Genomic DNA, 21,123 nt, shown 5'->3' on the forward strand with positions numbered 1-21,123 from the left:
TCCCATGCGCCTGACGATCCTCGGCGAAGCGGAGACGGACTGGGCCGAGGCGTTGGCCGAGCGTTTCCGCGCCGCCGGCCACACCGTGGTCGCCGGCGACGTCGGCGCCGACCACCGTCCGAGCGATGTCCAACTGGCCGATGCGCTGGCCACGAGCGACGCCTGCATCGATGTCTGCGTCGTCGACCGCGCGCGCAAGGCCGCGGCGCTGGCGCTGGCCGATCGCCACCTGCCTCCAAGTCGCCCGCTGTGGTCGTGCTGCCTTGCCACGTCGGCCACGTACGTCGCCGCCAGCGTCGAGCACCCCGCGCGCGTGTTCGGCTTCAGCCTGCTGCCGCCGTGGGCCGGCCGGACGACCGTGGAGTGCGCCCGCGCGCTTCAGGCCGCCGATTCCGACGCCGGTGCCGCCGCCGCGGTCTGGACGGCGATCGACCTTGCACCGGTCTGGGTGGCGGATGGAACCGCGCTCGTCCTCGGCCGGATCGTGTGCTGCCTGGCGAACGAGGCGGCGTTCGCGTTGATGGAACGGACGGCCGGCGGCGCGGACATCGACACGGCGATGCGGCTGGGAACACGCTATCCCCGCGGGCCGATCGAGTGGGCGAACACCGTCGGGCCGCGGGTGGTGGTGGCCGTGCTCGACGCGCTGGCCGCCGAGCACGGCGAGGACCGCTACCGCGTCGCCCCGCTCCTGCGCCGCCACGCCGCCGCCGGACTGCCGCTTCCGCTCGGCTGACGGGCCGACGACCGCAATCCCAACCGCATGGCCCCGAAGAGGGGCGACCCCGGAAGGCACGCGCCGATGAACGCAACGCTCGACTCGACAACCCTCGTCACGGCGATGCTGTGGCTCCTCGCGCTCGCCCTGCCGCTGGCGATGCTGCTGTGGATGGCGGCGCAGTTCGTCGCGCTCCGCTCGCTCGGCCGGCGCGTGCGCGCGCTCGAGGGCGCCGCGTCGACCGCTGCCGCGGGGGCTGGGGCATCGGCAACGGCAGCGTTGTCCGAACTGCCGGTCGCACCGCGATCGGGCGGCGGCCCCGGCCGCGAACAGGACGGCCAGCACGACGTCGAGCCCGCGACGATGGGGGCCGCTTCGGCTGCGCGGCCCGACGACGACCGCACCGCGAACGATGCCGCCGAGGGCCACGCATGAACGAAGCAGTCGTCGTCGACGCGGTCAGGACGCCCGTCGGCAAGCTCGGCGGCGCGCTGGCCGACGTCCGACCGGACGACCTCGGCGCGATCGCCATCCGCGCACTCGTCGAACGCACGGGCGTCGACACAGCCGCCATCGAGGATGTCTACTTCGGGTGCGCAAACCAAGCCGGGGAGGACAACCGCAACGTCGCCCGGATGTGCGCCCTGCTGGCGGGCCTGCCGCACAGTGTGGCCGGAACGACGGTCAACCGGCTGTGCGCCTCGGGACTCGACGCGATCCAGCAGGCAGCGCGGGCGGTGATGGCCGGCGAGGGCGCGTTCTTCGTGGCCGGCGGTGTCGAGAGCATGTCGCGCGCGCCGCTCTCACTCGCCCGCACGCCGCGCGGCAACGTCACCGCCTGGGACACGTCGCTCGGCTGGCGCTATCCGAACCCGGCGATGGAAGCGCTGTTTCCGCTCGAGAGCATGGGCGAGACGGCTGAGAACGTGCAGACGCTGACCGGGATCTCGCGGGAGCGCCAGGATGCGTTCGCGTTGCGGAGTCACTGCCGGGCAGTGGCCGCACACGACGCCGGATGGTTCGCCGACGAGCTCGTCGCCGTCGACGTTCCGGGTCGCAAGGGTGCAGTGACGCGCTTCGAAAGGGACGAAGGGCCGCGGGCTGACAGCTCGATCGAAACCCTTGGATCCTTGCGCCCGGTCTTCCGCAGCGGCGGCACGGTAACGGCCGGCAATGCCAGCAGTCTGAACGACGGTGCGGCCGCCGTGCTCGTCGCCGATCGCGCGGCGGCCGAAGCGGCCGGCATGCGGCCGCTGGCGCGCATCGTCGCCTCGGCGGTGGCGGGCGTCGATCCGCGCACGATGGGCCTCGGGCCGGTGCCGGCGACCCAAAAGGCGCTCGCGCGCGCCGGCCTGACGGTGGCCGACCTCGATGTGATCGAGCTGAACGAGGCCTTCGCCGTGCAGGCCCTGGCCGTCATCGACGCCCTCGGACTGGACGAGGCGCGCGTGAACCCGAGCGGCGGTGCGATCGCGATCGGTCACCCGCTCGGCTGCTCCGGCGCCCGTCTGACGGCCACGCTGCTGCACGAGCTGCGCCGCACCGGCGGTCGGTACGGCCTGGTGACGTTGTGTGTCGGCGTCGGCCAGGGCGCCGCAACGGTGTTCGAGAACCTGGACCGCTGAACCGACGCCCGCCGCGTTCCGCCGCCGATCGGGCCCATTGCGTCGCCCTCGTTGCCCCCGGCCTCACCCATCCGCCCCGCCCATCCGCCCCGCCCGCAGGAGCCCCCCATGTCCGCTTACGACCGCAACCGATTCCAGATGATCATCGGCAACGCGCCGGTGGATGCCGCGTCCGGCGCATGGACGACGACGATGAACCCGGCGACCGGCCGGCCGCTGGCCGAAGTGCCCGACGGCGGACCGGCGGACGTCGACCGTGCCGTCGCCGCAGCGCGGGCGGCATTTGACGGCGGGAAGTGGGCCCGAATGGGCGGCGCACGACGGACCCGGCTCATGTTCAAACTGGCCGACTTGCTGTGGTCGGCGATCGATGACCTGGCGACGCTCGAGGCCAAGGACAACGGCAAGGCGATCCAGAGCGTCAAGGCCGAGATCGCGCAGGGCATCGGCGAACTCGAGTTCTTCGCCGGCGCCGCGACGAAGATCCAGGGCCGGACGAACGAGGCGCCGTTCGGGTTCCTGAACTACACGTTGCGCGAGCCGCTCGGCGTCTGTGCGTTGATCGTGCCGTGGAACTACCCGCTCATGCTCACGCTCCGCAAGCTCGCGCCGGCCCTCGCCGCCGGCAACGCCTGCGTGATCAAGCCGGCGTCGTACACGCCGCTCTCGGCGCTCGTCCTCGGCGAGCTGGCGGTCGAGGCCGGCTTCCCGGAGGGGGCGGTGAACGTCGTCACCGGCGGTGGAGCGACCGTCGGCGCAGGCCTGGCGCGCCATCGGGGCGTGGACAAGGTGAGCTTCACGGGCTCGACCGAGGTCGGTCGCTCGATCCTCGATGCCGCCAAGGGCGACTTCCGCCGCGTCTCGCTGGAACTCGGCGGCAAGAGCCCCGCCATCGTGTTCGGCGATGCGGACCTCGGCGCCGCGGTGCCGGCGACGGTCTGGTCGATCTTCTACTCGGCGGGCCAGTCGTGCGAGGCCCGCAGCCGAATCTTCGTCCAGCGCCCGGTGTACGACGCGTTCGTCGAGGCGTTCGCCGCGGCAACGCAGCGGCTCGTCGTCGGCGATCCGCTGGACAAGGCGACCCAAATCGGAGCACTGATCACGCCCGAGCACCGCGCCGGCGTCGAGGGCTACATCGCCGCCGGCCAAGCCGAAGGGGCGCGGTTGCTGACCGGCGGCGGCCGACCGACGGACCCGGCGCTTGCGGACGGCAGCTTCCTGCTGCCGACGACGCTGGCCGACTGCACGAACGACATGCGCGTCGCCCAGGAGGAGATCTTCGGACCCGTCGCCTGCATCCTGCCGTTCGATGACGACGCGGCAGCCGTCGCCGGGGCGAACGACAGCATCTACGGCCTCGCCGCATCCGTCTGGACGCGCGATATCGGCCGGGCGCACCGCACGGCCGCGGCGATCAAGAGCGGCATCGTCACCGTCAACCAGCCGTTCACCGTGTTCCCCGGCACACCGTTCGGTGGCTACAAGCAGTCCGGCTGGGGACGCGAGGTCAGCCTCGAGGCGTTGGACGATTTCACCGAGCTGAAGAGCGTCGTCGTCTACACCGGCACGCGTCCGGTCGACCCGTTCGGCCTAGGCTAGCGCCACGGCGCCGACGAGCGCCGCCAGGACGAGGACGACCGCCGGATGGACGTCGAACAGGAGGAGCACGAAGCTGGCCGCCAGGATCGCGCCGAACCACGCCAGGCCCGCCGGCGGCATCGTGCGCGTGACGCCGCGGCCGACGTCCCAGGCCGTCCACGCCAACAGCGCGACGACGGCCGGCCGGGCGGCGCTGAGCGCACCCTTGGCGCGCGGCCGGTCCTGGTAGGCCGCGACCGTGGCGGCGACCGCCAGCATGATGAGCGCGGTCGGCAACACCATCCCGACGAGGCCGGCCGCCGCGCCAAGCGACCCGGCCTGCCGCCAGCCGATGACAGCCGCCAGCTTCGTCGTGATCGGGCCCGGCAAGGCGTTGCCCATCGCCAGGAGGTCGACGAACTCGGCGTCCGTCAGCCAGCCGCGCCCGACGACGACCTCCTGCTGCATGAGCGGGATCATCGACGGCCCACCGCCGAACCCGAAGGCGCCGCAGCGCGTGAACGTGACGAACACCGCCCAGACGCGTACCAAGTGTTCCATTGCCGCCCTCCACGGGAGACGGCGATTATACTGTCGGCGGAGGCGGAGCCGTGGCAACGACCGAACAGCAACACCTGCCGAGTCCGACGTCGAGCAGCGAGGTTCAGCGGACGCTCAGCCTGTCCCTCATGGGCGGCTCGGTCGCGTTCCTCGCCTTGCTGCTGGCCGTCGTGTGGGTCTTCGCCGTGCCGCACGGCCCGTACACCGTGCGCCGTGTCCAGCCCGTGCTCGATGCGGCCGTCCGCCGGGCGGCGGTCGGCGACGCGCTCGGCGTGCACGGCCTCTATTCCAACGCCGGCCTGCGGCAGACGACGCTCGAATCCGTCGATGCCCTCGTGCTCGGCAACGACGCGTTCGCGGGCGCCGTCGGTGTCCGCATCGCCCGCATCGTGCCGATCGACGGGCTCGACGCCCTCGCCCCGCAGGCGGCGATCGTGAACGCGTTCATCCGCTACGGCGACGGGCGCGCGACGTTCCCGTTGTCCGCAACGCTCGACCTCGAAGACCGCGACTGGCGAATCCGCGAGCTCGTCGTCGGCACGGCCGGCGCCGGCGGCGAAGGCCAGAACGAGGCTGGCGGATCATTCTTTCCGGGCGACGGCATCGATGACGTGCCCGGCATCGACGGCAGGACCACGCCGTGAGCGGCCACACCAACGGCGTCGGGCCGAACGCGCGTTGGCGGTCGTTCGGGTCGCTCTACATCCTGGGCATCGGCGGGCCGGTCGACGACGAGGGAGTCGGCCACGTCGAGCGGTTCGCCTGGCGCTTCCTCGTGCGCACGGGTGCACGCGCGAGCGACGCGGTGCTGGCGTTCAGCACGATGCCCAAGCTGATGGCCTTCACGCGTGCCGTGAACGGCGCGACGCCGCACGCGGTGTCGACGGAGGCGCTCAAGGTGGACACGGTTCGGATCGCGCGCGATCCGGCGATCGACATCGAAGTCGATCTGGCTCCGTCCGACTTCGCCGGCTGGCTCGGCGGCGGGACGCTTGTCGAACGCATCGTGCCGGCGCTCGAGCGATGAGCGACGCCCGGGTCAACCTCAGTTGGGAGGACGTCGTCGCGCTGACGCGTGCGCTGGCCGTTCAGTTGGGCGACGTCCCGTTCGATGCCGTCCTCGCCGTCTCGCGCGGCGGGCTCGTTCCGGCGGCGGTGCTGTGCAGCGTCCTCGACCACCGCAACGTGCTCTCCGCCGCGCTGGCCAGCTATCACGGCGAAACGAAGACGGACACGATGACGGTCTACCACTTCCCGCGCGACGACGACGTGCGCGGCCGGCGCGTGCTCATCGTCGACGACATCTGGGACTCGGGGCGCACCGCGGTGGCCGTTCGAGACCGCGTGCGCGCGCTCGGCGGCGAGCCGATCGTGGCCGTGCTGCACTACAAGCCGCGCCGTTCCGCGTTCCCGAACGAGGCGCCGGACCATTGGGTCGTCGAGACGGACGACTGGATCGTCTACCCGTGGGAGGGACTGCGGCCGTGACAGCCGCGGCGCGGCCCGCCGTCGAGAGGGCCGTGGTCACGTACTACTCGGTGTCCGCCGTCGACTCGTCCGGATCGCCGCCATAGGCCATCCGGGCGATGTGGCCGACCGCGTCATGGGACGTGGCGCCTTCGATGTGGCGCACCCCGCGCGCCGCGCCGGCCTGGCCTCGGTCGGGCAGCTTGCGCACCAGGAACTCGACGAGATCCCCCTCGGCCAGCGCGCCGAACAGCGATTCGTCCTCCATGTCCGCGACGTGACAGAAGTAGTCGCGGCCATCGGCGGCGTGGATGAAGGCATACATCCGGTCGTCGAACTTGCGCTTGATGTAGCCTGTCATCGACTGCCCGACGCGGGGTGCGACGCCGTGCGGCGCATCGTCCTCACCGGACGGATGGCCCTCGGACGCTCCGCTCCAGGCGTGCTCGCGCTGGCGCGAGAACTCGCTGCGGCACGTGTCGCAGTAGAATTTCTGGCCCTTGCGCGGGTAGTACGTCGTCGTGACCATCCGATCGCCTTCGTGCGCCGGCGACTCGCAGCGGCGCAAGTGCGGCTCGTACGTGAGCTCGATCTCGTCGACGAGGTCGTTCAACCAGATGACGTCGTAGTCCTTCACGCGCGCCTCGTCGAGCGGGTCGCTGAACTCGGCGGCGCAGCTGCCCTGAACGCTGGCGATCGCCACGCGCTTCCCCAGCAGCCGCAGGTACTGGAACACGGGTCGATAGTCCCCGTCGCCGACGACGGCGATCGCCACGTCGTACACCGTGCCGAGCGCGGCGTAGTAGAGCATCGTCGTCGCGAGCGCGATGTCGACGCACTTCTCGCGCGGCTCGAACGTGTCGTCGGGGTCGCGGTCGGAGCGGCGCACGCGGCGGCCCATGTAGTTCACGCGGAAGAGCTGGACGTCGTAGCGGTACTCCTCGCGCAGGAAGTCGTAGAAGTCCAACTGCCGCTCGACGGCTTCGTCATCCAGGGCGTCGTGGTGGGCTGGATAGCTCGACACGAGGTGCGTACGGACGATATCCACCGGCGCACCGCCGGCCTTGTCGCCGATGATCCCGGCGAGCACGTTCGGCAACTTGCCGAAGTGGATGCGGTACTCCGGCTTGCCGGCCGACTCGGCCAGCTTGAACGTGTTGCGGTACAACCACGTACCGTCGATGAACACCATCACTTTGGGCATCTTGACCTTGACTCCTGGCGGGTACGGTTGCAGTTGGCCTGAATGCGAAACGTGAGATCGATCTTTGTATGCCGCATCGATGTCGACGAACGCGCCTAGTGCGCGCCTCTTCCTCGTCGGGCGCTCAAGAGCGCGCCCAAGCCGCCGATTAACAGCGCCGCAGCAAGGGCGATACCGAGCCGACCATCCGGGCGTCCGTCGCCCGCTTCGGCAACCGCATCGGAATCGCCTGCCCCTCCGGCCGCCCCGGCGGACCCTGCAGGCGCACCGCCGCCCGCACCTGCGCCAAGCGGCGGCACCGTGCCGGGCGGCAGCAAGTCCATGCCCGGTGGCTCGGTTGGCGGCGCCCCGGCCGGCGCCCCGCTGCCCGCCCCGTCGTCCGGCGACCCGATGGCGGTCGGCGTCGCCAGACCGCTCGTCAGGACGCGCCCCGCCACGGACTTCCGTGTGGCCAATGAACGCCCGGCCAAGTCGGTGGCCGAGATAACATCGATCGTGATCGGGATCCCGCCGTCGGTGGAGAGGGATGTGACGTACGCCTCGACGCCGCCCGCCAGCGCCGCGCGCGCCGCACCGATCGCCTCGACGATCGCGTCGGCCCCGGCCGGCTCGGGGCGGCTGGCACGATCGAGCAGCCCGAGCCAGGCGGTTTCGACGAGGGCGGACCGATCGACTTCTTCCAGCCGGGCGTACAGGCTGCCCATCACGCCGTTGCCGTCGGCGAAGCCGGCATACGCGCCGAACAGACGGGCCGATGCCATGGCGACCTCTCCGGAAAGCGTAAGTCGCTCTGCCTCGTCGAGCGCATCGTTCAACGCCGCCAGCGGTTCGGACGGAACATAGTCCGCCGCGTCGGGCGTCACCCCGAGGACCGTCATCACGAGCTCGGCCACGCGCGCGTCGACCTCGGGACCGACCGGCGCCGGCGGCAATTCGAGGATGTAGTGTCCGGCCGCGACATCGTTCGCCGTCGCGCTTGCCGCGCCGCCGAGGTTCCAGCGCACGTCGTCCATCCGCAGCGCACGAGGACTCCAACGGATATCGAGCACGAAGCCGCCGAGCCCCCCAACGTCCGCGACGCCGCGCGTCATGATCGGCACCGCGACGCTCTGGCCCACTTGGCCGACCACGGGCAGCCCCTCGAACGACAGGATGGCCGGCACCTCGCGCGGCGGCACCCCGCCGGTCGACACGGATGTCTCGAGCTCGTCCATCGCGCGTTCGAACAACGCCAATGCGCTGGCCGCCGCGTCGGCCGACTGGTCGAGCGCCGCCATCCGCATCCGGTAGGCCATCACGCGCACGCGCTGGAGTGCGACGGCCCCCGCGGGCACCGCCGCAGCGACGCTCGCCTCGCGCGCCGCCACGTCGTCCATCAACGCGATCGCCGCGTTGCGCATGTCCCGCCACACATCCTCGCCGCCCCGTTGGCGGGCGGACAGCCGCTCGAAGTCCGCTGCCAGCTCACGCCAACCGGCCAGCGCCGTGCCCAGCGCCGGCGCGCTGCCGGCCAGGCCGGGCGCCAGCACGTCCAGGGCCCCTGCGACGCGTTCGGCCTCGGACCGGATGCGGGCCGCATCCTGGCTGTCCAGCGCCTGACCGACCTGGAACAGCGCCCCGTCCACCGTCGCCAGCGGGCCGCGCGCGGCGTCACCGGCCAGCACGAGGGACGGGCGGTGGAGGTCCAGCGCCGCCAACACGACGTTGTTGTACGTGTCGTCGGCCTGCTGCCAGCCGGCGTCGTCGGCGGCCGCGGACGCGACATCGGCCAGCGCGCGGAACGCCGCGGCGATGCTGCGGGCGGCCTCAGCCTGCGGCGACGCCGCGGCGGTCGGATCCTGGGCCAGTGCCGGCGGGGCAAGCCGCAGCCCGACGCCGCACGCGACGGCGACGGCAACGGTTGGCCAAGCCCATCGGGCTCTGGGGCGCGGTGCATCAGATAGGACGGCCACACGTGCTCCTGCCGGCTGTCGAGCGGTCGGGAATGGCGACTGGAGGGGATGGGTGAGGGATGTCGCCGACGTTCGACAATGATAACAGACGCCCCGGCCCCCGAAGTGGACAAACGCCGCTGCCGTCGACACAATCGTCGGCTGGCCGCGCGTGAGGCGGCGCTGGATCGAGCGACGCATGCGAGGGGGTCGACCCATGGCTGACTACGGTTTTGAGCCTTATTCCGCGGAGCCCGAGCCGGATCCGCCGACGTCGTCGCGCCTGACGGGCGGCATCAGCCCCCAGACCGCGGCGGCCGTGCTCCTGATCGCGATCGTGCTCGCCACGCTCTACCTCTTCTTTGGCCCGCTGCCCGACGACGGTGCCGCCGTGCCGGCGACGCCGACGGCCCTCGTGTCGGCTGCCACCAGCGCCCGTCCATCGGCCGCCGCCACCGGCAACGCCGCCGGCGGGCTCTCGGTTGCGACGCCCAGCCCGGCCACGATGGCCGGCGTCGCGACGGTCCCCATCGGGACGCCACTCGGTGCGCCGACGAGTTCGACGCCGTCCATGCTCGGTGCCAGCGCTGCTACCCCGTTGCCGGGCGCAGGGTCGGTGAGCGGTACGATTGCGATCGGCGCGTTCGTCACGGTCAACGGTGTCGGCACGGACGGCCTCCGATACCGGATGGGGGCCGGCGCCGACAACCTGACGATCCGGATCGTGTCGGAGGGCGAGACGTTCAAGATCCTCGGCGGACCCGAGACCGCCGACGGCACGGTCTTCTGGCGCGTGCAGGACGCGCGCGGCAACGTCGGCTGGGCGGCCGAACCGTTCCTTGCGCCGTCGGCTGCGCCCAGCGGCTGGAACCCGCCCGTTGCATCGCCGACGTTCGAAGCGGACGCCGCGCCGGCGCCGTAGGTCGAAGCGGTCCGTTTACGCTTCGTCGCGCGGCCCGATCGGTGTCCAGTCCAGAAAGCGGCGAATCGCCGGCGCGATCTCGGTCACGGAAGCAGGCGGCGAACCGCCGGCGTCGGGTCCTCGCCACGCGCCGAGGGCGGGGGCAAGGGTATGCTGCGTGGTGGTCGCGTCCTCCAGGTTGCCGTGATCGCTCATGAGCACGAGGGCGCTGTCGGCGGGCCAGGCGGACAGGATGCCGCCAATGAACGCGTCGAGGCGCTGCAGCACATCGACCGCGTCGTCCATGTCGCCGCGGTGTCCCGCGGCATCCGTGGCGAAGTGCTCGTACACGCAGAGGGCATAGGTCCGCGCATCGGCGGCCAGCTTGCGGCCGGCCTCGTACGGATCGGCGACGATGGGCCGACGGCCGGTGCTCCCGCGCGGAGGGCTGAAGTACGGCGGAATTGCGCGTCCGGCGGCCGACTCGGCCGGCCCGCGCAACGGCACGCCCGCCTGCACCGCCGCCCGCGCGATCGCCGAGAGCCGCCCGGCGCCGCCCGTGACGCGCTCGATCAGGCGTTCGGGATAGGCCGTTGCCAGTGCGGACGGAGCGCCGTGCCGGCGGGCATCCTGCCAAAGACTGTGCAGGGCCATCACGGCCTGTACATCCGATCCGGCGAAGGGCCCGCTGTGCGCGCCGACGGCCGCGGCGACGTTGCGCCCCGTGATCAGTGCCGCCTGCCCCGTGCCGCTCTGCGGCAGTCCGGCGACACCCATCGTTGCGTCGAGCGCCAGCGCCGGCAGCGTCGGCCGGCCGGTGCCTGCCACCGGCCGACGGCCGAGAAGCCGGCACATGTGCGGCAACTCGGCGCGCGCGAACGGGTTCGTGTCCGACTGATCGACCCCCCAGCCGATCCCATCGACGAACAGCACGAGCACGGAGCGCCGAGCCACCGTGCGGCCGTCGGCAACCGCGCTTCGGTCCGCAACGTCGACGATTGCCCTCCGCCCGGTCAGGCGCCGGTGTCGCCGAGATCGACCAACTGGGCGTAACGCGTGTTGTGGAACACGAGCGGCGACGCATCTTCGTCGCCTGCATGGCACGCCACGACCCGGCCGACGAAGATCGTGTGGTCGCCGGCGTCGTACGCCCGGTCGACGACGCAGTCGAACCACGCGACCGCATCGTCGAAGCACGGGCAGCCCGTCACCGCGGTGCCGTACGGCACGTCCGCGAAGCGGTCGGCCGCGTCGGCGACGCGGCCGGCGAAGACGTCGGATCGTTTCGACTGGTCGGCGGCGAGGACGTTCACGCAGAACGCACCCGACGCGGCCACGCGCGCATGGGAGCGCCAGCGGCGGTCGATGACGACGAGCACCATCGGCGGCGCGACCGAGACCGACGTGAACGCGCTGGCCGTCATGCCGTGCGGCACGCCGTCGCTGACCATCGTGATGACGGTCACACCGCTTGGCCACCGGCGCATCGCGGCGCGGTAATCATCGGCGCTGGCCGTCGCGTCCGGCGGCGTTGGCTGGGTCGGGGTCATGGCGGCCGATTCTAGTGGTCGGCCCGGCGCGGGTCAACGCGCGGTCCGACGACCGCCGCACCCACCGCACCGCGACCGAGCCACGGCAGGACGCTCATCGCCGGGCGCTCCGCGCCCGTGCACGGCATGGCGCGCGGCGGCAGGGACTGCACGTCGAACGAGAGCGGCAGGTGGACGACGCGATCGACGGGGATCGTCGGATCGAGGCCCGGCCATGTGATCCGGATCGGGACGTCGTCGCCCGGCACGATCGGGCGCCGCGGCGTGACGACGTTCAGCGTGAACGTGAGGACGCCGCCGGCCGCCGCTGCCGCGCTCGAGACAAGGGCGAACTCGGAGACGGGCCGCTGTCCGCAATGCACGAGCCGCCCCGCAAACGTGACGGCGCCGCCCTGATCGTCACGCGCCAAGTCGATGACGCCGAGCGGAACGGGCCACAAGCCGTCGGCGTAACGCTTGGCCACGACCCAGTACTCGAGCTTGGTCCAAGGCCCGTCCGGCAGTCGTAGAAACCACGGATAACGACCGTCGGGTGCGTGCCCTTGTCCGACGAGCGTGCCCGGCTGGTAGACGATCGGCATCGTCGCGGCGTGCGTTTCGCGCAGGCCAAGCTCATCCCAGAAGCCGGCGATGATGTTCGTGTTCGACGCGCTGGCGTATGCGTCACCGGCGTTGCGCAGCCAGCCGAACAGTGCCGGCGCGCCGCCAACGGTCCGCGTGACGACGTCCTCCACGACGAGCGCGCGGTACCGGCGGCCGTCCGCCGGCCGCACACCGAGGGTGATGTCCACATGGCCGACCGCGGACGAAGCGAGCGGCCCGACGAGGATCGTGAAGGGCGACGACTCGCCCGGCGCAAGTTCGGGAAGATCGGCGATCGTCGTGCCGATCCGGAGGACGGGCGTCCCCTCGGCGGCGCGGAATCGGGCCGCGATCTCGACCTGGCCGACCGGCGCTTGGCGCTCATTGACGACGAGCCCCGTCAGCCGCGTCAGCGTCGCCCCGCCGAAGTCCATGTCCCGCCAGCTGAGGTCGGTGATGCGGATGCCGTCGCCGAGGTCCTGCGCCGACACGGGCCAACGCACGGCAGCCGCGCCGCCCATGCCCAGGAGCGCCGCGAGGATGAGGGCCGCGAACGCGCGGCGGCGGACATCGCCCAGACGATCGGACGGCGTCACGCGTCGAGATCCACGCCCTGGCTGGCGCCGCCTGCCGCCGCACCGTCGACGCCACTCGCCTCGAACACCGCCATCGCCGCCAGAGCGGCCGCCTGCGACGCCTCACTCTTGGAGCGCCCTTCGCCGCTCGCCCAGACGTGCTCACCGACGCGAACCTCGACGATGAAGTGTCTGGCATGGGCCGGGCCGAGCTGCGAGGAAACGACGTAGTGCGGCGTGACCCGCCAACGCGCCTGCACCGCCTCCTGGAACTGACTTCGCGCGTCCTTGCCCCGCTTCGCCACTACGAGCCGCTCGAGCTCCGGGCCGATGAACCGGTCGAGCACGCGGCCGCACGCCTCGATGCCGTCGTCCAGGTAGACGGCGCCGATGATCGCCTCAAACGCAGCGCACAGGAGCACCGGCCGCACCCGCCCACCGCCGACTTCCTCGCCGCGGCCCAGCCGGATATGGCTGCCGAGGCCCATCTGGCGGGCGAACCCGGCCAGCGACGGCTGGCAGACGAGCGCCGCCCGAATCCGCGTAAGCTCGCCCTCGTCGGCGTCCGGCAGCGCCCGGAAAACGCGCTCGCCAACGACGAAGCCGATGACGGCGTCGCCGAGGAACTCGAGGCGCTCGTTGTCGGCCGTCGGCTCCGACTGTTCGTTCACGAACGAACTGTGCGTGAGCGCCGTCTCGAAATGCGCCCGGACGTGCATCTCGACGCCAAGCGCGCGGGCGACGGCGTCCGGCCCGACGTCGGCGTCGTTCACGCGATCTCGATCCCACGGCCCGCGACGACGCGGCCGATCACCGGCGCCGGACCATCGAACGCCGCGCGGAATGCGTCGACGTCGGCTTCCGACAGCGCCACGAGGAGGCCGCCCGACGTTTGCGGATCGTACAGAATCGAGCGCCACGGCTCGTCGAGCGCGCCCACGACGTGCGGACCGAACGCCTCGGCATTGCGGTCGGTGCCGCCGGGCGTGTGGCCGGCGGCGGCGTACGCGAGCACGCCGGGCAGGAGCGGCAAGCGCCGCAGTTCGATGCGGAGCGCCACGCCGCTCGCGTCGGCCATCTCCAGGCCGTGGCCGATGAGGGAGAACCCGGTGATGTCCGTGACCGCGTGCGCGCCGACGGCGGACGCCGCCCGGCCGGCCGCGCGGTTGAGCGCCGCCATGGACTGCATGGCCACCCGAACGTCATCCGCATCGGCGACACCGCGCTTGAGCGCCGTGCTGACCAGCCCCGTGCCGAGCGGCTTCGTGAGGACGAGCACGTCGCCCGCGCGTGCGCCGCGCTTGCGGAGCACGCGCGCCGGATCGACGCGGCCGATAACGGCGAGGCCGTACTTCGGCTCCGGGTCGACGACGCTGTGGCCGCCGGCCACGACGCCGCCGGCAGCGCGCACGGCCTCGGCGCCGCCGCGGATGATCGCCTGAACGTCCTCGGCGGGCAGGTCGTCCGGGAAGGCGACGATGTTCAGTGCGAGGAGCACCTCGCCGCCCATCGCGAACACGTCGCTCATCGCGTTCGCGGCGGCGATGGCCCCGTAAGCGTACGGGTCGTCGACGACGGGCGTGAAGAAGTCCGTCGTCACGACGATCGCCATGTCGTCGGAGAGCTGATAGACCGCAGCATCGTCCGCCCCGTCGAGACCGACGAGGAGGGCCGGATGTTCGGCCGCCGGGAACATTCCCACCAAGGGGCGCAGCACGTGCGCCAGGGCCTCCGGGCCCATCTTGGAAGCTCAACCGGCACAGGCGGCGCGCTCGGTCAGCCGAATCTCGCCACCGGACTTGCCGTCTTTGGGACGCACCATGTGCGCTCAACCCTTCCGATCGTGCGAAACGACGAAGCGCGGAACGACGTCCTGCGGAAGCACCGCGCGTGGAACAGCGTCCTTGAGCCCCGAGCCCGTCAGGACCGCGACGACACGCGCGCCCGGCCCGCCGGACCGCGCCAGCGCGGTCGCGGTCGACGCGACGACGGCGCTCGTCGGCTCGACGAACCAGCCGAGCGATCCGAGCGCCGCCTGCCCCGCGCGGATCGTCGCCTCATCGACGGCCCGGACCGTGCCGCCGCTGCGCCGCACCGCCGCCAGGACGGCCTCCCCGCGCGGCGGGTCCGTGATCGCGATGCCGCCGGCGACCGTCGGCGCGGCCGGCACCGGTGGACTGCCGGACCGTGCCGGGCGCGCCGCGCCGCTGGCAAACGCGGCCGCGATCGGCGCCTGCACTGCGGCTTGTACGCCGTGCAACCGCGGGCGACGGTCGATGCAGTTGCCATCCAGGAGTGCCTGGAATCCGAGCGCGAGGCCGAGCAGCAGTCCACCGTGGCCCAGCGGCACGACGACGTCGTCCGGCGCCCGGCCGAGCTGCTGCCAGATCTCGAACGCGACGGTCTGCTGCCCGGTGAGGTAGGCCGGGTGATAGACGTGGCTGGCGTACACCGCACCGGCGTCGGCCATCACCCGGGCGCGTTCGGCCGCGGCGGCCCGCGTCGGGCCCGTCCGGTCGATCGTCGCCCCGAACGCAAGGGCCTGCGCGATGCGGACGCCGTGCGCCGTGTCGGCCGGCAGGCAGAGCGTCACGGCGATGCCGGAGGCCGCGCCGTACGCCGCCGCGCTCGCGCCGGCGTTGCCCGACGAGTCCTCGACGACGGATGGGACGCCGGCGTGGCGCAGCGCCGTGAACAAGGTGGCGAAACCGCGATCCTTGTAGCTGCCCGTCGGCTGGAGGAAGTCCAGCTTGAAGTGAACCGCCGCCCCGTCCAGCGGTGCGGCGATGAGCGGTGTCCCGCCCTCGCCGAGGGTCAGCGCCGGCGCATCGGCGTCGACGTCCAGCGCGGCGCGGTAACGCCAAATGCCCGAAGCCGCATCGTCAACGGCCGCCGGGTCGAACGGCCGAACGGCCGGCCAGAGCAGGCCGCCGTCCTCGGCCAGCCAGCTCAGCGGATCGTGCGTCGTTCGGATCGCACCGACGTGGCCAAGCGCAGGCGAAGTCATGGCGACGTCGCGGGATGGGCGGCAGGCGCGGGATCTCCCGCCGCCGCGCCGTCGTCAGCGTCCGATCGTCGGCTCCACGGACCGTGCCGGCCACCGGCCTTGGACTCGAGCCCGATGTCGCCGAGCACCATCCCGCGCTCGACGCCCTTCGCCATGTCGTAGATCGTCAGCAGCGCCACCGAGACGGCCGTGAGCGCCTCCATCTCGACGCCCGTCGGCCCGCGCGCCGCGACGGTGACCCGCACGCGCAGCGCGACGGCCCCGTCCGGCCGTCCGTCCGCGACACCCGCGGACTCCACGACGTCGTCGGGCGCGATGTCGACATCCACCCGGTTCAGCGCCAGCGGGTGGCACAGCGGGATGAGCGTCGCGGTCTGCTTGGCTGCCTGGATCCCGGCGATCCGGGCGACGGCAACGACGTCGCCCTTGGGCAGGCCGCCGGAGAGGATCAGGTCACGCGTGGCGGGGGACATGACGATCCGCCCGCTGGCCGTCGCGACGCGCTCGGTCGCCGGCTTGCCGCCGACGTCGACCATGCGGGCGCGGCCGGCGGCATCGAGGTGCGTCAGGCCCATCGCGATCAGGCGGTGGGCGGGCGGATCGATCGGAAGGCCGTGGGCGGGCTCGAAAGCCGCACGCGAATCAGGCCCTCGACGTCTTCCACGGCCGTCTTGGCGATCTTGACGCGCGTGTCGAGGTCCTCGATCCACTCCACCGGCACTTCGGCGATGCGATAGCCCTTCTGGAGGGCCCGCAGCAGGAGCTCGCTGTCGAAGAACCAGTGGTTGTTCTCGACGAGCGGCAGGAGTTCGTCCACGGCGCGCCGGCTGACGGCCTTGAAGCCGCACTGCGCATCGGAGAACGTACGGCGCGGGAAGAACATCAGGATCAGGAGGTTGTAGCCGCGCGAGATCAACTCGCGCTTCCACTGCCGCTTCACCCGAGCCCCGCGCTTCAATCGCGAGCCGATCGCGACGTCGTACCCACCGGACCCGATCGCCTCGACGAGCGGAACGAAGGCGCTGAGGTTCGTCGAGAGGTCGACGTCCATGTAGCTGACGATGTCGGCGTCGCTCGTCGACCATGCGCGGCGCAGTGCGCGCCCGCGACCCTTCTGCTCGAGCCGCAGGTAGGACACGCGGTCGTACCGTTCCGCCAGCGAGCGGCCGACCTCCGGCGTTCGGTCGACGGACGCGTTGTCGGCGATGACGATGCGCCAATCCACCGGCAGCTCGGTGCCGAGAAACGCGTGCAGCGCCGCGATCGAGGGCGGCAGCGCACGCTCCTCGTTGTAGACCGGGATGACGACGTCGACGCGCAACTCGCTCTTGAGCATCGTCTTTCGCTCTCCGCGGGGACATGGATAGGCGGTCGGGGGCAACGGGCGCCGGCCGGGCACGCAGGGATGGCGAGCGCACCGGGCGGCTGGCCGACAGTTTAGCATACGGGTCAGGCGTACGGGTACGGGACATGCGTACAGGTACGGGTCAGGCGCATGGGTACGGGTCAGGCGTACGGGCCGACGCCCATGCGGGCCGTTGCGCATGCCGCCGCGGGGCGCCGGAGGCATCGACTTGCGATGGCCGTGGCAGCCGCCGGCGGCTTGCGTCCGGAATGCCGCCGAGGCTTCCGGATTGCGACCAAGGAACGTATACTGCCGCGCCCCATGCGGATCAAAGAGCTGTCCCTCACCGGGTACAAGAGCTTCGCCTCGCGCACCCGCTTCGTCTTCCCGAGCGGTGTCACCGCGATCATCGGCCCCAACGGCAGCGGCAAGTCGAACATCGCCGACGCCGTGCGCTGGGTGCTCGGCGAGACGCGGCCGACGCATCTGCGCGCCCGGAGTCAGGACGACCTGATCTTCGCCGGCACGGAGCGCCGCTCGCGCTCCGGCATCGCCGAGGTCCAGCTGACGATCGACAATGGGGACGGCGGGCTCGACATCGCGTTCGCCGAGGTGACGATCGGCCGGCGCGTCGAGCGGGACGGCACGGTCATCTACTCGATCAACGGCGCCCGCGTCCGGCTGCGCGACGTGCAGGACCTTGTCGCCGGCCGCTTCGGCCAGGGCCACTTCACCGTCATCGGCCAGGGCCTCGTCGACAGCTTCATCGTCATGCGCCCCGACCAGCGGCGCGCGCTGATCGACGATGCCGCCGGGTTGACGCCCTTGCAGCGGCAGGCGGACCGATCCCTCAAGAAGCTGGCCGACACGGCGGAGAACCTCCGTCGTGTCCGGGACATCCTCGGCGAACTCGGCCCGCGGCTGCGCCGGATGGAGCGTTTGGCCGAACGCGCCGAACAGCACGGCGCCGTGGCCGCCGAGCTGCGCGGCCTGCTGGCGCAGTGGTACGGCTGGCACACCGCGCAGGCGGCGGCGGTCCTCGAGCACGCCCGCGCCCACGGCGCGGCCCTCGACGCCGAGCGCGATGCCGCGCGCCGGCACTCCGAAGCCGCGACGACGGCGCTCGACGCCGCTGCGAGCGCAACGGACCGCACCGACGAAACGCTCCGCACGCTGCGCGCCGAGCGCGACGCGACCGCCGGCGCCCTCGCCGCGGCGCGCCAGCAGGCCGCCGTCGCCGACGCCCAGCTGGCCGCCGTCGAGCGCCAACGCGAGAGCCTTCAGTCCGCGTCCACCGGCCTGAGCGAGGAATCCGCCGCGCTGTCCGCTCAGCTCACCGCGTACGAGCGAACCCTGGCGGAACTCGCCACTGCGCTCGACGCGCACAACGCCGCCGTAGCCGAGGCGCGACGCGCGCAGGACGCGGCCGAGGCGGAGCGCGTCGGCCGCGGGGCCGAGGTGGATGCGGCGCGCGCTTCCCTCGCCGCGCTGCAGGCCGAGATCGCGCGACTGGCGGCCAAACGCTCGTCGCTTCTGGAAACGCGCACCGCCCGAACCCTCCAGCTCGCCGCAGCGGAAGAGTCGCTCGCCGGTGCGGCCGCCTCGATCGCGCAGTTCGGCGCCGCGAACACGGCGGCACAGGCGGCATTCGATGACGTGGAAGCGCGCTACACGGCGCATGTTGCGCGCGTGACGGACATCGAACGCGCGCTGGCGGACGCGCACACGGCGCTGGCCGCAGCGCGCGAAGCGCACGCCACAGCGCGCGACAGTCTCGGCATGCATGAGTCGCGCCACCGAACGCTGCAGGCCCTCTTTCGCGAGGCCGGGACGGACGCGGCCGTCATGGCCAAGCTGGGCGACGGCGACCGAGTGGCGCTGCGCGGCACGGTCGCCGAGCTCATCGTCGTGCCGGACGCATGGGAGGCGGCCGCCGCGGCGGCGCTCGGCCCATTCGTCCGGGCCGCGGTCGTGGCCCGCAGCGCCGACATCGCCGCAGCGGTGGCCATCGTCCGCGACGCGCCGGCGGCGGCCTACCTGGCGCCGGCGACCGTCGAACGGCCGGTGGGCGGGACGTGGGCCCCGCGCAAGGGAGAGCAGCGGGCGGTGGACGTCCTCCGTGCGCCCGACGCGCCCGGGCTGGTCGAAGTGCTGGTGGCGGACGTCGCTTTCGTGCGCGACCTGGCCGCCGCGAATGCCGCGGTCGATCGACCCGACGGGCCGGCGCGCGCCGCGACCGCGGACGGGCTGCTCGTCCACCGCGGCGGCGCGGTCACGGTCGGCGCCGGCAACCGCGACGTCCTCGCCATGGCCCGCGAGCGCCGGGACCTGCCCGACGTCCTCGATGCGGCGCGCGTGGACGCCGAGGCGGCAGGCAGCGCCGTCGACCGCTGCCTCGACGCGCGCCGCGCGCTCGAGGCCGAGCTCGGCACGCTGGCCGACGCGCGCGCCGTGCTGAGCCGCGCGCGCGACGCCGCCGCCAAGGAGCGCGACGCGGCGCGCGCAGCGCACGAGCGGGCAGCGCGCGAGGAAACGTGGGCGACGGAGCGGCGCGCCCAGCTGGCCGCGGAGTGCGCGGCGCTGAGCGACGAGCTTGCCATGGTGGAGCAGGCGATCCTGCAGGCCGAGCCCGAGATCACGGTACGGACGACCGCCGTCGAGGCCGCCAGCCGGGCCGCCGAAGGAATCGATGTGAACACGCCGCGCGTCGCGCTCGCGGGCGCAGGCGCGGCCCAGGCGGAGGCGGCGGCCGTACTGGCGGGCCAGCGCGCCGCCCGCGATGCCGTCGTACGCGAAGCTGAGGCGGTTCGCGGCCGGGCGGCGGCGAACCTGGCGCGGGCCGAGACGCTCGACGTCGAAGCGATCCGCTGGTCGGACGAGGCGGCGCGCGCGGCGGCCGAAGGCGAACGGCTGGCGAGCGGGTTGGTCGATCTCGAGGCCGCGCTCGTCATCGCCGAGAGCAACGCCGGCGACCTGCGGCACGAGGCGCGCTCGCAGGCGGAGGCGCTCGAGGCCACGCGCCGCGCCGTGGCCGCCGTGGACAGCAGGTCGGCCGAGGCGCTGGTGGCGATCGCACGGGCCGAGGACCGAATCGGCCGGCTGTCGGAACAGCGGCTGGTGGACGCCGAGGCGCTCGACATCGAGCCCGACGCTTTGGCGGCGGTGCCGGACGGGCCAATGGATGCGCCGGACGAAGCGGCCGAGGCGCGCATCGGCCAGCTTCGCCGGCGGCTCCGCGACATCGGGGCGATCGACCGCGAGGCGCTCGCCGCATACCACGAGACGGCCGAACACCACGCCCACCTGATCGCCCAGCTGGACGACCTCGAGGCGGCGGACCGCGACCTCCGCACGGCGCTGGCCACCCTCGACGGCGAGATGGCCGCCGGCTTCAGCACGACGTTCGCGGCCGTGGCCGAGTCGTTCGGGCGTTCGTTCCCTTTGCTCTTCGGCGGCGGGGAGGCCGAGCTCGTGCTCATGCCGGTCGAGGAGGAGGGCGCGCCGCCCGGCATTGACATCATTGCTCGGCCGCCCGGCAAGCGAAGCCAGCCGCTGTCGCTGCTGTCCGGCGGCGAGCGAGCGATCACGGCGGTGGCGCTGCTCTTTGCGCTGCTCGAGGTCAGCGGCACGCCGTTCGTCGTCCTCGACGAGGTCGACGCGGCGCTGGATGAGGCCAACGTCGACCGCTTCCGAACGTGCCTGACAGCCCTCGCCGAGCACATGCAGGTCGTCATCGTCACGCACAACCGGGCCACGGTCCAGAGCGCGGCCACGGTGTACGGCATCACGATGGCCGAGGACGGCGCGAGCCAGGTCGTCAGCCTCAAGGTCGACGCGGCGGCGTAGGGCGCGCTGCCCGCCCGGCGGACCGGGCCGGCTCCGGCGGTCGAACGCTCCGACAGGTTACGGCGGGCGCCGAGGCTCTAGACGTGGCCGTCGCCGGCATGCTATGATCGCGCATGCGGACCGTTGGCCCGTGTATTCGGTTTGCCGGTTACCGGGCACCATGCGCCGCTGCCAAGGCTTCCCCGATCCTCGACTCTGCAGACCGATGTCCGCACGGTCATCATCCGATCCGT

At 72.5% G+C, this 21,123-nt stretch carries 20 protein-coding genes; 9 read left to right on the forward strand and 11 right to left on the reverse strand.

Annotated features, from left to right (window positions below; genetic code table 11):
• Positions 1-4 precede the first annotated feature (4 nt).
• From IPG72_07640 to IPG72_07655, 4 genes are all read left to right on the forward strand, one after another.
• Positions 5-736 (forward strand): 3-hydroxybutyryl-CoA dehydrogenase, encoded by a 732-nt coding sequence (locus tag IPG72_07640; GenBank protein ID MBK6768866.1) that lies wholly within the window; start codon positions 5-7, stop codon positions 734-736.
• Between the two features lie 66 nt (positions 737-802).
• Positions 803-1,153: a hypothetical protein gene (locus IPG72_07645; GenBank protein ID MBK6768867.1), complete on the forward strand. Its 351-nt coding sequence runs from the start codon at positions 803-805 to the stop codon at positions 1,151-1,153.
• Complete coding sequence (locus tag IPG72_07650; GenBank protein ID MBK6768868.1) at positions 1,150-2,343, forward strand: thiolase family protein; 1,194 nt, start codon at positions 1,150-1,152, stop codon at positions 2,341-2,343. Before IPG72_07645 ends, IPG72_07650 begins: the two co-directional genes overlap by 4 nt.
• A gap of 108 nt (positions 2,344-2,451) precedes the next feature.
• Positions 2,452-3,942: an aldehyde dehydrogenase gene (locus IPG72_07655; protein ID MBK6768869.1), complete on the forward strand. Its 1,491-nt coding sequence runs from the start codon at positions 2,452-2,454 to the stop codon at positions 3,940-3,942.
• Here IPG72_07655 and IPG72_07660 read toward each other — a convergent pair.
• Positions 3,934-4,482: a chromate transporter gene (locus IPG72_07660; protein MBK6768870.1), complete on the reverse strand. Its 549-nt coding sequence runs from the start codon at positions 4,480-4,482 to the stop codon at positions 3,934-3,936. The two genes, IPG72_07655 and IPG72_07660, sit on opposite strands and share 9 nt — an antisense overlap.
• Positions 4,483-4,532: 50 nt before the next feature.
• Between IPG72_07660 and IPG72_07665 the strand changes: the two genes are divergently transcribed.
• From IPG72_07665 to IPG72_07675, 3 genes are read left to right on the forward strand one after another with little or no spacing between them, the layout of a single operon-like run.
• Positions 4,533-5,126 (forward strand): hypothetical protein, encoded by a 594-nt coding sequence (locus tag IPG72_07665; GenBank protein MBK6768871.1) that lies wholly within the window; start codon positions 4,533-4,535, stop codon positions 5,124-5,126.
• Complete coding sequence (locus tag IPG72_07670) at positions 5,123-5,509, forward strand: hypothetical protein (GenBank protein MBK6768872.1); 387 nt, start codon at positions 5,123-5,125, stop codon at positions 5,507-5,509. Before IPG72_07665 ends, IPG72_07670 begins: the two co-directional genes overlap by 4 nt.
• A complete protein-coding gene (locus IPG72_07675) occupies positions 5,506-5,970 on the forward strand; it encodes a phosphoribosyltransferase (protein MBK6768873.1) in 465 nt (154 codons plus the stop codon). The genes IPG72_07670 and IPG72_07675 overlap by 4 nt, the downstream gene beginning before the upstream one ends.
• 43 nt (positions 5,971-6,013) lie before the next feature.
• Here IPG72_07675 and IPG72_07680 read toward each other — a convergent pair whose 3' ends face one another.
• Together IPG72_07680 and IPG72_07685 are read right to left on the reverse strand one after the other, a co-directional pair.
• Positions 6,014-7,153, reverse strand: coding sequence for an NYN domain-containing protein (locus tag IPG72_07680; protein MBK6768874.1), 1,140 nt, complete (start codon positions 7,151-7,153; stop codon positions 6,014-6,016).
• 95 nt (positions 7,154-7,248) lie between these two features.
• Entirely contained in the window at positions 7,249-9,105 is a 1,857-nt protein-coding gene (locus tag IPG72_07685) for a hypothetical protein (GenBank protein ID MBK6768875.1), read from the reverse strand.
• A 196-nt stretch (positions 9,106-9,301) separates the two neighbouring features.
• Here IPG72_07685 and IPG72_07690 point away from each other — a divergent pair, with 196 nt between their 5' ends.
• Positions 9,302-10,006 (forward strand): hypothetical protein, encoded by a 705-nt coding sequence (locus tag IPG72_07690; protein ID MBK6768876.1) that lies wholly within the window; start codon positions 9,302-9,304, stop codon positions 10,004-10,006.
• Between the two features lie 15 nt (positions 10,007-10,021).
• Here IPG72_07690 and IPG72_07695 read toward each other — a convergent pair whose 3' ends face one another.
• From IPG72_07695 to IPG72_07730, 8 genes are read right to left on the reverse strand one after another with little or no spacing between them, the layout of a single operon-like run.
• Complete coding sequence (locus IPG72_07695; protein MBK6768877.1) at positions 10,022-10,939, reverse strand: hypothetical protein; 918 nt, start codon at positions 10,937-10,939, stop codon at positions 10,022-10,024.
• Positions 10,940-10,998: 59 nt separating this feature from the next.
• A complete protein-coding gene (locus IPG72_07700) occupies positions 10,999-11,535 on the reverse strand; it encodes a flavin reductase family protein (protein ID MBK6768878.1) in 537 nt (178 codons plus the stop codon).
• Between the two features lie 11 nt (positions 11,536-11,546).
• Complete coding sequence (locus tag IPG72_07705; protein MBK6768879.1) at positions 11,547-12,713, reverse strand: hypothetical protein; 1,167 nt, start codon at positions 12,711-12,713, stop codon at positions 11,547-11,549.
• Entirely contained in the window at positions 12,710-13,465 is a 756-nt protein-coding gene (rnc, locus tag IPG72_07710) for a ribonuclease III (GenBank protein ID MBK6768880.1), read from the reverse strand. The genes IPG72_07705 and rnc overlap by 4 nt, the downstream gene beginning before the upstream one ends.
• Positions 13,462-14,514, reverse strand: coding sequence for a selenide, water dikinase SelD (selD, locus tag IPG72_07715; GenBank protein MBK6768881.1), 1,053 nt, complete (start codon positions 14,512-14,514; stop codon positions 13,462-13,464). Before selD ends, rnc begins: the two co-directional genes overlap by 4 nt.
• 6 nt (positions 14,515-14,520) lie before the next feature.
• A complete protein-coding gene (locus IPG72_07720; protein MBK6768882.1) occupies positions 14,521-15,699 on the reverse strand; it encodes a pyridoxal-phosphate dependent enzyme in 1,179 nt (392 codons plus the stop codon).
• A complete protein-coding gene (moaC, locus tag IPG72_07725; GenBank protein MBK6768883.1) occupies positions 15,696-16,274 on the reverse strand; it encodes a cyclic pyranopterin monophosphate synthase MoaC in 579 nt (192 codons plus the stop codon). The genes IPG72_07720 and moaC overlap by 4 nt, the downstream gene beginning before the upstream one ends.
• 5 nt (positions 16,275-16,279) lie before the next feature.
• Positions 16,280-17,035 carry a glycosyltransferase family 2 protein gene (locus tag IPG72_07730; GenBank protein ID MBK6768884.1) on the reverse strand — a complete coding sequence of 252 codons (756 nt, stop codon included), beginning with the start codon at positions 17,033-17,035 and terminating at the stop codon, positions 16,280-16,282.
• A gap of 330 nt (positions 17,036-17,365) precedes the next feature.
• On the opposite strand from IPG72_07730, the gene smc reads away from it, so the two are divergent.
• Positions 17,366-20,890, forward strand: coding sequence for a chromosome segregation protein SMC (gene smc, locus IPG72_07735; GenBank protein MBK6768885.1), 3,525 nt, complete (start codon positions 17,366-17,368; stop codon positions 20,888-20,890).
• Positions 20,891-21,123: the final 233 nt, after the last annotated feature.

It is taken from the genome of Candidatus Avedoeria danica (genome assembly GCA_016703025.1).
In the GTDB taxonomy this organism is placed as follows: Bacteria; Chloroflexota; Anaerolineae; order Epilineales; family Epilineaceae; genus Avedoeria; species Avedoeria danica.

Coding starts and splice junctions, on each gene's coding strand:
- IPG72_07640 (MBK6768866.1), top strand. CDS start 5: ATGCGCCTGACGATCCTCGGCGAAGCGGAGACGGACTGGGCCGAGGCG.
- IPG72_07645 (MBK6768867.1), top strand. CDS start 803: ATGAACGCAACGCTCGACTCGACAACCCTCGTCACGGCGATGCTGTGG.
- IPG72_07650 (MBK6768868.1), top strand. CDS start 1,150: ATGAACGAAGCAGTCGTCGTCGACGCGGTCAGGACGCCCGTCGGCAAG.
- IPG72_07655 (MBK6768869.1), top strand. CDS start 2,452: ATGTCCGCTTACGACCGCAACCGATTCCAGATGATCATCGGCAACGCG.
- IPG72_07660 (MBK6768870.1), bottom strand. CDS start 4,482: ATGGAACACTTGGTACGCGTCTGGGCGGTGTTCGTCACGTTCACGCGC.
- IPG72_07675 (MBK6768873.1), top strand. CDS start 5,506: ATGAGCGACGCCCGGGTCAACCTCAGTTGGGAGGACGTCGTCGCGCTG.
- IPG72_07680 (MBK6768874.1), bottom strand. CDS start 7,153: ATGCCCAAAGTGATGGTGTTCATCGACGGTACGTGGTTGTACCGCAAC.
- IPG72_07690 (MBK6768876.1), top strand. CDS start 9,302: ATGGCTGACTACGGTTTTGAGCCTTATTCCGCGGAGCCCGAGCCGGAT.
- IPG72_07700 (MBK6768878.1), bottom strand. CDS start 11,535: ATGACCCCGACCCAGCCAACGCCGCCGGACGCGACGGCCAGCGCCGAT.
- IPG72_07720 (MBK6768882.1), bottom strand. CDS start 15,699: ATGACTTCGCCTGCGCTTGGCCACGTCGGTGCGATCCGAACGACGCAC.
- moaC (MBK6768883.1), bottom strand. CDS start 16,274: ATGGGCCTGACGCACCTCGATGCCGCCGGCCGCGCCCGCATGGTCGAC.
- IPG72_07730 (MBK6768884.1), bottom strand. CDS start 17,035: ATGCTCAAGAGCGAGTTGCGCGTCGACGTCGTCATCCCGGTCTACAAC.
- smc (MBK6768885.1), top strand. CDS start 17,366: ATGCGGATCAAAGAGCTGTCCCTCACCGGGTACAAGAGCTTCGCCTCG.